A 13938-nucleotide genomic window follows, 5' to 3' on the forward strand; every position below is an offset into this window, starting at 1 on the left:
AGATTCGTTGAAGATTTCTGCAAAGCCTGGGAGGGGCTTTGCAGGCATTTTTTCTGAGAGCTAAGATTTTTAGATATTAATTTACTTCTATCTTTTGAAGCAGTTCAACTTTTTTAGCCATCATATTTATGATGTTTTCTGGTATTCGTTGGTCGTATGAATTCTTAGTATGTTTTAAAATGGAGGAAATATATCTTTGCATTTGTGTATCTCCTTCATAAGTCTTATGCTCAGCTTCCCAGTGCGCGATACTTTGCTTGAATATAGCTTCATTCTCTTCTAAGGCAAGCAAGCGCCCAATAACAAGTGTCATTATTTGAGGCTCTTTGAGCTTTTCCAGCCTAGAAGGTTCATCTAAAAGGAGATGCTTTACAATATCATTAGCCGAGCAGGTACCATTTATAAACTGGTTGTAATGGTCCTCATCCTTATTTCTCAAAAATAGAAGAAGAGTAAGTGCTTCTAAGTGTATATGGGTATCTTGAACTGTAGATTTAATAATTAATGTTAGGCGACTTACAATCCTATTTATGTCTCTTAGTGTTAGGCTGTAATGGCTGCAGAGCCATACCAGTAGTATTTGCAAATAATCTGAGTTGATAATATGTTTTCGAGTGCTTAGGTGTTTGTGTAGCCCGCTTTTAATTGAGGCGGCCTTGATGTATTCATGTCTGTCAGGATCAGAAAGCTGGTATTCAAGGTCAAAAAATCTATCTAGGTATGCATGTCCGTCAAAATCATTTCCATAAACACATTTAATACTTTTGCCAAGCTGTTCGCGATTTACTGCAACGACAAATACTACCCGCTCTAAATCAAATAAGTGTTTAATGCGCTCCAGTAACTCAATGGCAAAAGTTGGTCTACAGCGATCCAATTCGTCTATAAAAATAATTAGGTTTTGCTGTCCTTCTGGGAGGATAGATACAACTGTTTGGAGGTTTTCTTTAAAATACTTTAGAGAGTTTTTTTGTGACTGAAACTGATCAACTAATGTTTCTACGCTGCCTCCTACTGCATCAGCAATTACTTTTTCATATTCTTTGCTAAGGTCAAGAGTACCCAATGTTGCAAGCTTAGAGATGACAGAAACCCCTCCCTTGATTATTGCTGGGCTAAGTTTCTTTAAATTATTCAATGCTTTTGCTATTGAGTCATCCTTTTCTTTAGATAGCCAGTCGTCAAAACATGACAGTAATGGTAGCAATGGATCTTCCGCAAAGTCATTCTCCCAAGCATTTAAATATAGACAGGTTTTAGAGTTTGTTTTCTCTTTTAAATATTTCTGCCACAACTCAATAAATGTTGTTTTGCCGCCTCCCCATGGACTATCAATCGCAAACACTAGGGGGGCTTCAACCGTCTCCAGAAGCGGAGTTAGGTTTTCTACCTCATCACATCGTCTAAGTCGATCACTAAGAGGAGGCCACGCTTCTTTGGAAGTATCTATTTCCTTTATACGGAAAGGTACATTGTTTGTTACTTGTTCGGCTGCGTCAGATTCGCTCATAGAGATCCTTCTTGCTTAACAACGTCTTAATTCGTATGGATAGGGATTCTGTTCCTAGGTAAAGGTAGCGTCAAGCTGCCTGGGGGATCACATAAGCTTCTTATGCGTCTAATTTCACGCCAATTCCACTCCTTCCATCCCCTCTCCAAATGCTCTGAAACCCGTATGGTTACTGGGCTTGGAGTTTTGTTGCCCTAAGGCAATATTTTTTCTTTTCGCCGGTTCGCCGGGGTTTTGTTTTTTTAAGTTTATAGGGGGCACTTTAAAGGGCTTTTAAATGCTTATAAGGGCTTATAAGGGTCATTAAGTAACCACCACTACCAACAACCTAAAGAAAGAATATTAAAAGCTCTGAAAGGGTATCCCTGGAAGGGAGGGTTTTCTTATGAACTAAAAGGTAATTCTAATGCTGATACTGTCTCATATTGGTTGTGTGGTACTGGGTGTTTTAATTGAGTATGGAGCGAGCAAGCTAGGCTCAATCAAATCCAGCAACAACCAGTACGATACTGCTACTGACTTGGAGGGCTTTAGCGATGGCCTTTGCAAGGGGACGAATACTGCCTACCCTTGAAGCCGCTCATTTCTCCACCTAATCCCCAAACGATAACCCTGCATACCAAACAAGTACTTTGACCATGTACCGCCAAAGTGTACTTGGGTACTGATAATTTTAAATGGTGATACCAATGCCGATTATACAAACCACAACACATCAAGCACCTCTTAATCAGGGTACCACTCCATTTGTGACGGATTTCCCAGCTAAACCCGAAGTGAAAACTTTATGAGAGATTCTGAAGCCGTATGACTTTGAGGGTTATCAGTTCCTGGCAAAGGAAAGCGACCTCAATTGGCATAAGTAAAAACGGAGCCTACTTATCGCTGCAAGGGCGATGGCTGGGATGGTGATTGGGATTTCCTTTGTGGTGACGCTGAAGATGCTGTTGTGGCTAAGCTCCCTCGGAGCCTTCGCGATAAGGCACCTAAGGACAGTCTGGTTTCACTTGACTCCGAATGGGAGGTTTGAAGATGGACGGAGAATGGAAACTTCTTCCTATAAAGCTCACCGCTAAGATGGAGAATGCTGTTGCAGAAGCCTGCTTTGTTGATGGTGCTGTACGACCTCCAAAGGAAATCTGGGAAGCGGTTTTGCTGGCTGCTCCAAATCACGATGAAACTGTGGAAGAGGACTTACGTATTGTGCCGGCCAAGCGTCTTAATAGACTTGAAGAGGCTGAGGATATGCTCTGCGCACTACAAGCCGCCGGTGTTGATAACTGGTCTGGTTACGACTTTGCTATGGAGTGCTTGAGGAATGATTAGAGGCGGCTGGGAAGAGTTTTAAGCACTCCCCCAGGTTACTAAGCCAATCCTGCCAAGGTATACCTTAATCGCGCTGAGAGAGACTTTTAGATAGCTGAGGCAGCATTTCTTGCGCGTTCTTCACGTAGAGATGTGGGTCGTTGTATGTATACGTGGTAAGCTGACTGCTGACTAAATTTCAATCTACTTTAGTCGGATAAGAGTCAGAGCATACAACGGCCTCAATAAATCTCTATTGAGGACCGCTCAAGGAACTTGCGATAAGGGAATACAATGCAGGCAACTCATTTAGATGCTGAGAGGCGTTACGAACTTTACCGGTCTGAATCTAGGCAGTATGCACAGGCCGCACTTCCTCAAAAGTATAAAGGTGTTGTTAGCCTGAAAGGCATTGACCTTCTTTCCCTTGCCCGAGCAAAGGCTTGGGAAGCAAGTGAGAGGCGTGAGGTAGACTGGAATTGGACCAAAGGCTATGAAGTCTACAGCCTCCGTTACCCTAAGCGCTTTGAACTTGCTATCTGGAAAGACGACATTCTATGTGGCCTGTCTATAGGTAGACCATCTTACAATGGCTCGCGTCTCCGCTTGGATTTCACTGAGCGGGCACCTGATAACTGCCCGTTAAGAGGGCAGGTGATGCAGATTAATTTACTTGCTGCGGAGTCGTACGCTCTGCGAATTGGTGCTGATGAGATGCGTATAATGCACCCATCTAACCAAGAGCTTGTGAATTACTACTCTCGCCATGGCTATAAGTATGTTAAGGGCACCATGGATTTTGATGATGCTCATGAACGCAATCCCCACTATCTCTACAAGAGGCTTTAATCATGAGTTCAGCTAAGAAGTCTCACACTGAGAAAATGAAAGACCTCCAAGACAGGCTTAAAAAGCGGTCTGAAGAAATTTTTAAGAATGGTCCTGACTTTGATGAACCTCAATATACAGGCGACCCCTCCAGGGTCTTTGAGGAAGATGAGTCGGACAGCGATGATGCAGACTCAAAACAATCATCCTGAGCTTTAGTAAGGTGCCATGAGACATCTTGACCTGAGAATTGATAGAAGTACTTTCACCATGCTTTGGAGGTCTTTACACGCCCATGAAACAGAGCTTCTCAAGGTTGTTGAAGAGCATGGAGAGGATTCTGATAGGGGCCCCGACACTCTCAACGATATTATCGCTTTGAGGCTCTATAAGAGGGAGCTGAAAGAGCAGGCTGAGAAAGTTTTTGATAAGAATGCTTTCATACTCACAGATGAGTATCTTTAAAAAGCCGCTTAAGCACTATGTTTGCCATGAGTATTAAAGCACCCCGAAAGCGCGATAGAAGTTCGCTTAGGAGACGGTACAACAGCTGACTGAGTAGGTGATGATTACATTGTTGAAGATGAGTCTGCCTAGAAGTGGAGTGAGGAGTAAATCTTGTCACTGTTATGAACTGGATGGGGCACAGGACAATTCAAGCCACTATGAATTGCGTGCATTTTCACCAAAAATGTTTCATGAGATGGATGCGAAAATCAAAAGGGATAATTTTTAAATGTAAGATCATAGGGTGTGGAAGTGGTGCCCGGGGCCGGACTTGAACCGGCACGGCCGTGAGGCCGGGAGATTTTAAGTCTCCTGTGTCTACCAATTCCACCACCCGGGCAGGTCCTTTGCGAGGGGGGATTATAGCGTTTTTGCTCTTCCCGGAATCCTCACTCTCAATGCAGTTCACAGGAGTCTGCAATGAAAAGGAAAAATGGAGGCTAGGGTCGGAATCGAACCGGCGTACACGGAGTTGCAGTCCGCTGCATGACCACTCTGCCACCTAGCCTTTGTTCCACATCTTGTGTGGACGAGAACGCTGCGAATTCTATCTGATAAATCTGAAAAATCCTAGCGTTTTCTTATACTTACGTGCACTTGGCTGCGTAAGAGGGCGCTATTCTATGGACTATCGGAGATTAGTCAAGCGTTGATTTCAACAAATTGTCTAACTTGAGGAAAAAAGTCTGGAAAGTACACGGATGACCTTCTGGCATTAAGCGTAATAACTTTTAGTACTGCTTTAGATGAACCTATTTCCATTTGTTCTTAATTTATTTTGGGGGGTGCTGGCAATCCCTTGAGGGTGTTCGATACTGTCTTTATCTGGCTAACACGTCTCCCCCCAAATGTGTTTTGTAATGCCGGTAGGGCACACCAGGATGGTATTTGCCCGTAGTGTAGCAAGGATGAAATCCTCCAAGTTTCACTCCTAATGGTCTTGGCCCTGACGCTCTCCCCCCCCGTCGTCAGGGCTTTTTTTTGCCTGGTCTTTGAGGGTCTTGCTACTTTTAGAGGTTAGGTTCTCTAGGGCGAGAGTTTTCACCGGTCTTCCTGCCGCCTGTTCCGATAGTTTTCTGAATCTCTCCAAGGTAACTTCGCCGCGGGTGCTCGCCAGCGCCCTTGCAACTTCATCAATACTGGCTTTGCCGTTGCTCGCCTCACGTATTTCCTTGTCTAGCTCAAGCATCACTCCCGCTGCTCGGGCAGTAATCGGTCCGGAAGAGCGCTTCACTAATAGAGAGGGGGCCTTTTCACCCCAGCGTATAAGTTTGTCCATAGCTTCCTGGTAGCGGTCATCGCTAATGCCCCCAGTCCTTCTCAAGATTTCGAGAGAGTAAAATTCAGCGATACCTTCAACAATCCAATCGCTCTGGTCGTCACCATGAATACCCGTACCCACATGAATGAGTTCATGGATCATGCTGCTGGTACGGTTTCCGCTGATCAATGGTCGATCGGCATGCATAAATAATGAGCGTGTACCTGAGAGGCCGCCACGCCACATAGGATCATCGGCAGTGACGATCAATAAATGATCGGGGAAGAGCGGGAAAATTTTCTTTAGCTCTGGTAGGTTCCAATTGAGAAAGGCGAGCACATCCTGGCGACGAATGTCTTGCCCCTTCGGACCGGAGATTCTGGTATCGGTGCCGGCAATATAATCTTGGCGGCTGCCAATTTTGCCAACAATCATCCACCCCTTGGGCCTAACAAAGCGTCGTTTGGCATCGGATATTTGATAGAGACCTTCTTCGATTTCAGGGTAGGGTAGAGCAGAAGACCAGCCTTCAGGCATCACCAATTTCAGGCGGGTATCTGACGAACGCCCGCTACTAGTTGCAGAAATTGGCGCAATTAATTTATCACTACGGAGAATTGCCCAGTCCTCAGTGATGCGAGAATCATAGCCACCATTTTTCCTTTGATTGTCGATGACAAAGCTGTAACTGAGTTTTGACTCGTTGCCCTCAGTTCGCCAGATCGCTTTATCGCCTTTCTCCTGTAGATCTTGTGTACTTTTAAGGTCTTTATAGCGCCCTGATGATAGGTTAAGGACAAGCTTGCTAGGTATGTCTTCCCCTTTTAAGGCTAACTCGACTCGGGCTAGCTTGGTTTCAGGATCAATTGTTGCTGTGTAAAGAAGCTCATAAGCCCTGGCAGCAGGAGTGAGAAGTAGAGCGAACAGAGAAAAGGATAGGAGTCTTTTAAGCATCATTATCTGGCAGAGTATCCAACAAGTGTCAATTTGGACAATGCATAAGCCTACAGGTGCCCGCATGTCGCCATCAAGCAAATGGCTCACATTGATCCAAAATGTAGTGCCACTGGTAAAGGCGGGATGAAGAGTGAAAAGGAAGCTGCTGACTACTTAGCCAAAAAATAAATACACTTATAAAACCGTTATCATAGCTCTTTTTTTCTATCTAGAAACACTCATCGGTTGATAAGGGTTGTGGTTGCGTGTAAGAAACTTTTTTGTAGATGGGAGGGCAGATTCGCGAATGGCGAACCTGTAATCTGGGGAAGGGGTAGATTTTCGGCTAAAAATTAAGCGATAACGTAAGGAAGGGGCACAAGAGTTTGTAGCCCCTCCTTATCTAGGCTACCAAAAGCGAATCGAGCGCGGGTCTACAAAAGGCACACCATAGGCGCCAAAGGCAAAGCCATCTGGGAAGGTGCCCATCACAGGCTGCTGGGGAGGCATTGCTCGGATATCCGCCCCGTAATAGGCGTTGGGGACAAATTGGCCAGACCAATTGTTTGCAACACCTGAAAAGCCCTGCATGGGGGCAACGGTAAATCCAGTGTAGGGAGAAGCGTGAGGGCTTGTGGCCTGAGATGCAGATACCCCGATATTTTCACCTGCAGCCATTTCTTTGGCCGATTCAAATACTGTATCGACACCAAAGAGCTTGGGAACACCAGCCCCAATTCTTTCTGCTCCCAGATTCATTGGCGATGTCAGTGACCGGATCAGCTGGAAAAGCCCGGTAATACGTGCGGCATCGCGCTGTCTTAAAGATGCTTTGAATAGTGGGTGATGGGCAAGTAGCAGGGCAGCTAGGCCAGTGATATGAGGAGCCGCCATGGACGTACCAGACTGCACATCAAAACCTTTATCGGGCACTGCCGAGACAATGCCGACCCCAGGGGCCGCAACAGATATTTCCGGCCCATGACAACCAAATGTGGGCAAGAAAATACCATCGGCGGTTACCGTTGATGCAATAACCGTTTGTGCATCCCAGGAATCTCTTGGAAATTCATTAAGCATTCCTATTGCCCCCACAGCCATCACGTTAGGGGACCTTGCGGGATACTGCACAGGACCACCGGAATTGCCAGCGGCAACAATACAAGCGATACCATGTTGAACGGCATCTTCAATTTGCTGCTCAACCGCATCTGAGGAGTCTGAGCTCCCCAGACTCATATTGACGACATCAACGCCAATTTCGATGCAGTGGGCGAGGGCATCAATCAGGCTGCTAAATTGTCCCCCAGGGAAGACCTTGAATACATAGATTTCTGCTTCTGGTGCAAAACCACGAATAGCATCTGTTCCAGACGGCTGGCCAGCAATAATACCTGCGCAGTGAGTCCCATGGCCTACGATATCTTCTGCCCAACTTTTAGTATCATAATTGTTGGTAACGTCAATGCCGTTTTTTAGGTGTGAAAGGATTTGATGCTGGTTGTCTGCTCCTGAGTCAATAATGGCGATTTTTATTCCCTTGCCTGTATATTCATCGGGCAGTTGATCCAAGCCCATGAACTTTTGCCCCCAACCATAGGGCGTATTATTGGGAAAACTTGGAATTGCCTCGCTGAGCGAGTGCAACTTAACCAGATTTACCCCCGTCAATGACAGTGACGGGCAGCGTATGTATTTATTCCAAAAGTCTTTAGCGGGTCGGATGAGTAGGGACTTAATTTGGGCCCCGCCACTTTGGGCAAAAATATTAAGCGCCACTTCACCCTTATTATTGGTCACCCCCTCCTGTGGGAATCCTGCGCTTTCTACAATAACCTGTGCATCCCGAATGGGTTCGCCTTTAGAGCCGACAACCCGAAGTCTAACTTGTTGAGCCTTAGCATGATACTCGCGTAGGAGGCCAGGTTGCTGGGCAAAAATCGCGGTGAAACTGGGTGAAAAATTTGCTTGCCCATAAGAGAGTAACGAATCCAATTCCACTGCAACATTAGGTGGGGCTGTTTGGTAAAGTGTTGCGGCAGCGTCAACATCCATGCGTACTTTGTAGATGTTTGTTGCTTCGTCCGCGGTGGAAAGTGTTTTTAATTTTCTTCCTGGTCTGATTTCACGAAGCACTTCACAACCTGGTTGCTTTGCAATGTATGAGATTACATTGTGCATCGACCCCGCGCTTAATGGTTGTATACCCATGGACTTCGCGATTTGACTTCGGCGAGGTGAAATAAGTAACTCTACCTTTTCTGCTACCTCGACCGAAGGTTCTCCTGCGGCTTTTTCTTGTCGGGATTCAGTCATGTTTATGTTCCTTCGCTTTCAGTACGGTACTGTTTATCAGCATGTACTTAGAGTCTGAAAGTAATGAATCGAAAGGGTATTCAATATTAGCTAATTGGATGAATAGGACTGTCTGGATCAATGATCACTTTTCCGCCTAACTTCTTCTTCAGGTTTTCAATAGCATCTGGGGTAGCCCGAAGAGTGACATTACTTTTGCGCAAAATGACCTCTTTTACATCTGGGCAATTTTTTGCCTCCCTGGCCAATTCTTCCAATTCAATAGTTGTAGCTAATGTCTTGCGATTTGGGACAGCCACATACTGCTCAAATTTCTTCATTATTTTTCTCTAAAATCTCTGTTTCAAAATGATATAGAAGTCAGCTGTACAAAAAAGCTGGTCAAATTTCTGGAAAGAAATATTAACCTCATTGAAAAAGGTGGCGGATTATCCGCCACCTACAATTCACTACAGTTAGTGTAAATATGACTGCTGATGAAATGCTGAGTTAGGTTGTTGCATGGCCTGGAATGGGTAGGGTTGGCCCATTCCGCCAAAATTTTGAAATCCCTGGTAATGTTGCTGTGGAATCATCTGATAAGGGGTTGGCTGACCGAATCCTCCAGTGGGATTCATCATCTGGTTTGGGAAGCCACCAAATTGTTCTTGGGTTTGGTGTAAAGGCGAAAACTGACCTTGTAGGCTGTTTAAGTAAGGTTGGATCGCTAACTGTTGAGCGAACTGCGGTAATGCTTGAAATGGCAGTAACTGACCTAAGCGTGCCACATTATTCAGAAATTGGCCCTGCTGGCCGCCAATGTAGTTGCCAATAGCAGGTGCCGCACGACTTATCAGCTCACCGAGGAGTCCTTGGGGAGAGAACTGGGGTACAGCCTGGTAGGGCAGAAGCTGGCTGAGATTATTCTCTATGTTATTAAATTGGCCCTGAGGACCGCCCATATACCCCCCAAATTGTTGCATCGCGCGATTGATTATCTCTCCGAGATAATTTTGCGGCGCCATTTGCTGTGAGAATTGTGGATGAATTTGTGGCAGCGCTTGAAAAGGAAGTAGCTGGCCCAGTCCGCCAAGGGAATTGATCAAGTGACCTTGAGGCCCTCCAACGATCCCTCCAATTATTGGTGCCGCACGGCTAACAATATCACCCAGGAAACCTTGTGGGTTCATCTGAGGCGCAACTTGGTAGGGGGATTGATTGGAGAATCCGGCAACCGTGCTAATCGGTGGGAGAGAGTAATTGAGCGGTTGTCCAAAATTTCCTTGTGCGTAAGCATATGGTTGGTACATAAATGTACTCCTTAAGTAGGCCTTTATCGATATAAAAATCTATCGCTTGGGGTGTTTCATGGTTTCTGGGTTGAGAATGTCGAGACTAAATAGAGTCCCGCTTACAACTCAGCCGGCCGGAAATAAATCAGGTGCCAATTGTCGGAGTAATGCTTTAGATGTCAGGTATCCGCCCGGCTGAGCAGAGTATAGAGAAGCTTTGATGTTGTGCAGGAAAAGATTGAGAAATTTTTGTGGAAAAAAAAGGGGCGTAAAAAATCTTTATTTTTTATCGAAAACGTAACGAATTTCACTCGATAATACTTTCTTTTTTTAGCGGTGGGGTTTTGCATAGGTTGCAAATGATTTCATGTTTTTATCTTTTTCGTGGATGGTGAGGGCGGGGGTTTTGAGTTGCTGAATTTGTGTTCTTGTAGGGGCTCGCAATGGGGCGCAAAAAAACACTAACAATTATTTTCGAATGCATGGGGGCTGGCAATGTTTAAATGCCTAACAGGATGTTTAAGAAAGAATCAATGGCGAGTCTCCATTATTTGATATGGTCTCGCTACAGAAGACAAAGATTTTATACTGTTATAGGGTTTAAGTATTTTTTGATAGGGCTTTCTTTCTAAATAAATCAACCCATTAACAGTATCAGTGTGCTTGGAGGCATGCCATTAACCCTAAGGTCCAAATACTGATACGCCTTAGATCGCTAAATTTGATTGTATGGGTGAAAGGATGGCTGGGGGGTTAGTTAAATGGGGGACAAGATCGGTAGTGCTAGGTTTGTAGTGAAACCAACGATTCCAGTGCGCCCCCGCTGGCGGGAAAGAGCCATTCTGATTCGTTGACCTTAATGAGATGAGCAATTTCCTTTGCTAGCTCAGTGTGTACTGGAACCCGCCCAGTTGTATTGGCGACTCCATCAAGGCTGCCTATAAGCTCTACGTAAAAAGTATACACTTAAAAGATCGTTATCATAATGATTGTTTTCTTACCCAAACAACTCAAGAGTGTTAACTAGTGGTGTGGGAGGTGGCAGGCCCGAGGCTCTGTGCGTTCCGGCATTTAACGTTTTTACCAAAGAATTGGTGGGCTGAGGTGTTATTCGGGAAGAAGGTAAACCGCGCTCAAACCGTACGGGGGGTGTTGGGAATAAATTCTGGATATGAAAAAACCCGCTAAAAGCGGGTTTTTAAATCTGGTCGGTGAGAGAGGATTCGAACCTCCGACCCCTTCGTCCCGAACGAAGTGCGCTACCAGGCTGCGCTACTCACCGACTTGTTGGTTTCGCTTGACTAGCGAAGTGGGCGGCATTATAGCAGCCAATTTTACACTGTAAACCATTGATTTAACTTTTAATTTGCCGAATCAGGCCCTCTTGTGCAGTGGAGGCTACCAGTACACCATCGCGGGTATAGATTTGGCCGCGGGTAAATCCGCGTGCGCCACAGGCAGAGGGACTGTCAGTGACATATAAGAGCCATTGATCAAGGCGGAAATTGCGGTGGAACCACATGGCGTGGTCAACACTGGCCGGCATCAAATGTGGGTCGAACAGAGAAATATCATGGGGCTGTAGGGAGGTGCCTAAAAGTCCCATGTCAGAGGCATAACAAAGTGCCGCCCTATGCTCAATCGGGTCATCAGACATCTCACCCTCTGCACGAAGCCAGAACATACACTTGGCCTCACGGGTCTCGGCGCCAAAGTAGCTTTGTGGATCAACCGGGCGAAAATCGATCATATAGCGGCGCTGGTCGTATTGCGGACTGACAAGACCTGCCTCCAGGGCCAGCTGCTGAGTATTCTTTAGACCTTCTGGGTCGGGAATACCTTCACTGGGCATATCGGCCTGGTGGTCAAAGCCGGGTTCCTGGATTTGAAAAGAGGCAGACATATTGAAGATCGCGCGTCCGCGTTGCTTGGCAACTACGCGTCGGGTGGTGAAGCTGCCTCCATCGCGGATCGGGTCCACTTCGTAGATAACCGGAAGTTCACTGGAGCCAGGGCGCAGAAAGTAGGCGTGCAGGGAGTGAGGCAAGCGATCTTCAACAGTACGGGCAGCGGCCATTAGGGCTTGGCCAAGTACCTGGCCTCCAAAAAGTACTTTTCGATAATTTTCGACGTGGTGGCGACTGCGAAAGAGGTGGCGATCCAGCTCTTCGACGTCGAGAAGTTTGCTCAGCTTTTCCAACATGGACGACTCTACCTGTTACCTATTAGTGATAGTCGGGTTTGACTGGGCTGGTATTGTAGGCCTGCCCAGAAAGGCGATGATAACAGCAGATGACGTAAAGACCATTATCGGTCACTAATTTCATCGCCGCTTTCCAAGTGGCTGATGGTCCACCATTGTCGATAACTTTGTATTATTGGTGAGAGGTCTATCACAACCTAAATAGCCTCCGGCGAGAGCCTAGGTTGTCGCAATAGGGTAAAAATTAGGCGCAGCGATCCCTATTTGGGCGTATTTTCTAGGCTAATTTCCTGATTCTCTTTTCCAAGCGACTCGAATTGCCTATCATTCATGAATGAATAGTCAATTTCAGTCCCCAACATTACGGGCAGAGAAGGTCGGAAGTATGGATAAGGCAAAAGAGAAGGTTCAGAGGTTTCGCGCGCGGGAGCAGCGCATCCTGGATGCGGCTCTGGAGCTTCTGCTGGAGCATGGTGAAGAAAAGGTCACGGTCGAGCAGATTGCTGAGCGTGTAGATATCGGCAAAGGCACCATCTATAAGCACTTTATATCTAAAACTGAAATCTATATGCGCCTGCTGATGGACTATGAAAAGTCCCTGGCAGAACGCCTTAAGGTTGCGGTTGAGAATGCGGAGAAAGGTGATATCACTGCACCCGCTCGTGCCTACTTTGAATCCCGTATGGCTGATCCCGGCAAGGATCGCCTATTTCAGCGCTTGGAAGAGAAGATTATCTCTCTAAACCTGGCCCCAGAGATGATCTCGGAACTACACGCTATCCGAAACTCCAACACCTCGGCTTTAAACCGTGTGTTTGAGCGCCGGATAGAGCAGGGCATGCTGAAGAAGGTGCCTGCCTATTACTACTACTCAACCTACTGGGCTCTAGTGCAGGGTGCCGTTGAACTCTACCACTCCAAATCCTTCGCCGACGTAATCGAAGATCGTGAAGGTTTGATGGAGTTTATTATGGATGTGGGTGTACATATTGGTGATACCTCGCAGCGTAAACCCATGGAGAGTGGCCACTCTGGCGACACTGCGGGGTCCTCCTTTGGCTGAACCACTTTTTCAGCAGCTACAGAAGTTACAAGAGGAATTCCATGGGTACCCTCCGGTTGAACGGTGGGACCCGGACTTCTGTGGCGACATGGATATGGTGATCAAAAGCGATGGCCGTTGGATCCATGAGGGAACCGAAATTCGCCGGCAGCCACTGGTGAAGTTATTTGCTAGTATCTTGAAAAAGGAAGGGGATGAGTATTTTCTGGTCACCCCTGTCGAAAAGCTGCGAATTCAGGTTGAGGATGTCCCTTTTGTGGCCACCCAGGTTGCACGTAGCGCCACAGAGGGTGAAGGGCAGCGGCTATTATTTACTACAAGTGTGGGCGATGTTATCGAGCTGAATCAAGGCAGTAATTGGCAACTTCAAGAATTCGGCACGCCTCCGCAACCAGTCCCCTACGTAGAAGCCCGAAAGGGCCTGATGGCCAGGGTTTCCCGTGATGTTTTCTACCAGCTAGTAGATTGGGCGGAAGAGAGAAGGCAGGGCGGAAATGGCTCTGGGCAGCTGTTTATACGCAGTGCAGGTAGTGAATTTCTATTGGGTTCTTATTAACAAACGCCCTTTTCTAAGCCTAGGATTATTTTCATTTCCCAAGCTTATCTAACTATTTAGATAAGCTCCTCTTGAATTCATTTATAACATAAATCCTCTACAGTCAGAGTTTTCCATGAATCTATTGGATTTTTGCAGTTTTGTGCAAATTGACAAGATAGAATGGTTTTTATATTTTCTTC

General features: G+C 46.2%; 13 protein-coding genes and 3 tRNA genes. 7 read left to right on the top strand and 9 right to left on the bottom strand.

Features of this window, described 5'->3' with window-relative positions:
• Window positions 1-76: 76 nt before the first annotated feature.
• The gene (locus LC073_RS09165; protein ID WP_226646333.1) at window positions 77-1510 is read right to left on the bottom strand and encodes a P-loop NTPase fold protein; all 1434 of its coding nucleotides are present in this window, start codon (window positions 1508-1510) and stop codon (window positions 77-79) included.
• 406 nt (window positions 1511-1916) lie between these two features.
• Between LC073_RS09165 and LC073_RS09170 the strand changes: the two genes are divergently transcribed.
• The 5 genes from LC073_RS09170 to LC073_RS09190 all read left to right on the top strand — a co-directional run bounded on the left by LC073_RS09170 (window position 1917) and on the right by LC073_RS09190 (window position 4108).
• Complete coding sequence (locus LC073_RS09170) at window positions 1917-2084, top strand: hypothetical protein (protein WP_226646335.1); 168 nt, start codon at window positions 1917-1919, stop codon at window positions 2082-2084.
• A gap of 458 nt (window positions 2085-2542) precedes the next feature.
• Window positions 2543-2836 carry a hypothetical protein gene (locus tag LC073_RS09175; RefSeq protein WP_226646336.1) on the top strand — a complete coding sequence of 98 codons (294 nt, stop codon included), beginning with the start codon at window positions 2543-2545 and terminating at the stop codon, window positions 2834-2836.
• A gap of 273 nt (window positions 2837-3109) precedes the next feature.
• Window positions 3110-3664 carry a hypothetical protein gene (locus LC073_RS09180; RefSeq protein WP_226646337.1) on the top strand — a complete coding sequence of 185 codons (555 nt, stop codon included), beginning with the start codon at window positions 3110-3112 and terminating at the stop codon, window positions 3662-3664.
• A gap of 2 nt (window positions 3665-3666) precedes the next feature.
• Window positions 3667-3855: a hypothetical protein gene (locus tag LC073_RS09185; protein ID WP_226646338.1), complete on the top strand. Its 189-nt coding sequence runs from the start codon at window positions 3667-3669 to the stop codon at window positions 3853-3855.
• Window positions 3856-3871: 16 nt separating this feature from the next.
• Window positions 3872-4108 carry a hypothetical protein gene (locus LC073_RS09190; protein ID WP_226646339.1) on the top strand — a complete coding sequence of 79 codons (237 nt, stop codon included), beginning with the start codon at window positions 3872-3874 and terminating at the stop codon, window positions 4106-4108.
• A gap of 295 nt (window positions 4109-4403) precedes the next feature.
• Here the strand turns inward: LC073_RS09190 and LC073_RS09195 are convergent.
• The 8 genes from LC073_RS09195 to LC073_RS09230 all read right to left on the bottom strand — a co-directional run bounded on the left by LC073_RS09195 (window position 4404) and on the right by LC073_RS09230 (window position 12137).
• Window positions 4404-4490 (bottom strand) — tRNA-Leu (locus LC073_RS09195).
• A 94-nt stretch (window positions 4491-4584) separates the two neighbouring features.
• Window positions 4585-4658 (bottom strand) — tRNA-Cys (locus tag LC073_RS09200).
• A gap of 423 nt (window positions 4659-5081) precedes the next feature.
• Complete coding sequence (locus tag LC073_RS09205; RefSeq protein WP_226646340.1) at window positions 5082-6368, bottom strand: hypothetical protein; 1287 nt, start codon at window positions 6366-6368, stop codon at window positions 5082-5084.
• A 387-nt stretch (window positions 6369-6755) separates the two neighbouring features.
• Window positions 6756-8663 (bottom strand): S8 family peptidase, encoded by a 1908-nt coding sequence (locus tag LC073_RS09210; RefSeq protein WP_226646341.1) that lies wholly within the window; start codon window positions 8661-8663, stop codon window positions 6756-6758.
• An 86-nt stretch (window positions 8664-8749) separates the two neighbouring features.
• Entirely contained in the window at window positions 8750-8983 is a 234-nt protein-coding gene (locus LC073_RS09215; protein WP_226646342.1) for a hypothetical protein, read from the bottom strand.
• A gap of 135 nt (window positions 8984-9118) precedes the next feature.
• On the bottom strand, window positions 9119-9952 hold the full coding sequence (locus tag LC073_RS09220; RefSeq protein WP_226646344.1) for a hypothetical protein: 834 nt from the start codon (window positions 9950-9952) through the stop codon (window positions 9119-9121).
• Between the two features lie 1187 nt (window positions 9953-11139).
• Window positions 11140-11216 (bottom strand) — tRNA-Pro (locus LC073_RS09225).
• Window positions 11217-11288: 72 nt separating this feature from the next.
• On the bottom strand, window positions 11289-12137 hold the full coding sequence (locus LC073_RS09230) for an acyl-CoA thioesterase (RefSeq protein WP_226646346.1): 849 nt from the start codon (window positions 12135-12137) through the stop codon (window positions 11289-11291).
• Between the two features lie 385 nt (window positions 12138-12522).
• Between LC073_RS09230 and LC073_RS09235 the strand changes: the two genes are divergently transcribed.
• On the top strand, window positions 12523-13200 hold the full coding sequence (locus LC073_RS09235; RefSeq protein ID WP_226646348.1) for a TetR/AcrR family transcriptional regulator: 678 nt from the start codon (window positions 12523-12525) through the stop codon (window positions 13198-13200).
• On the top strand, window positions 13193-13756 hold the full coding sequence (locus LC073_RS09240; RefSeq protein ID WP_226646350.1) for a DUF1285 domain-containing protein: 564 nt from the start codon (window positions 13193-13195) through the stop codon (window positions 13754-13756). The genes LC073_RS09235 and LC073_RS09240 overlap by 8 nt, the downstream gene beginning before the upstream one ends.
• The last annotated feature ends 182 nt before the right edge of the window (window positions 13757-13938 follow it).

Origin of the sequence: Microbulbifer variabilis (assembly GCF_020524905.1) — a bacterium.
In the GTDB taxonomy this organism is placed as follows: domain Bacteria; phylum Pseudomonadota; class Gammaproteobacteria; order Pseudomonadales; family Cellvibrionaceae; genus Microbulbifer; species Microbulbifer variabilis_A.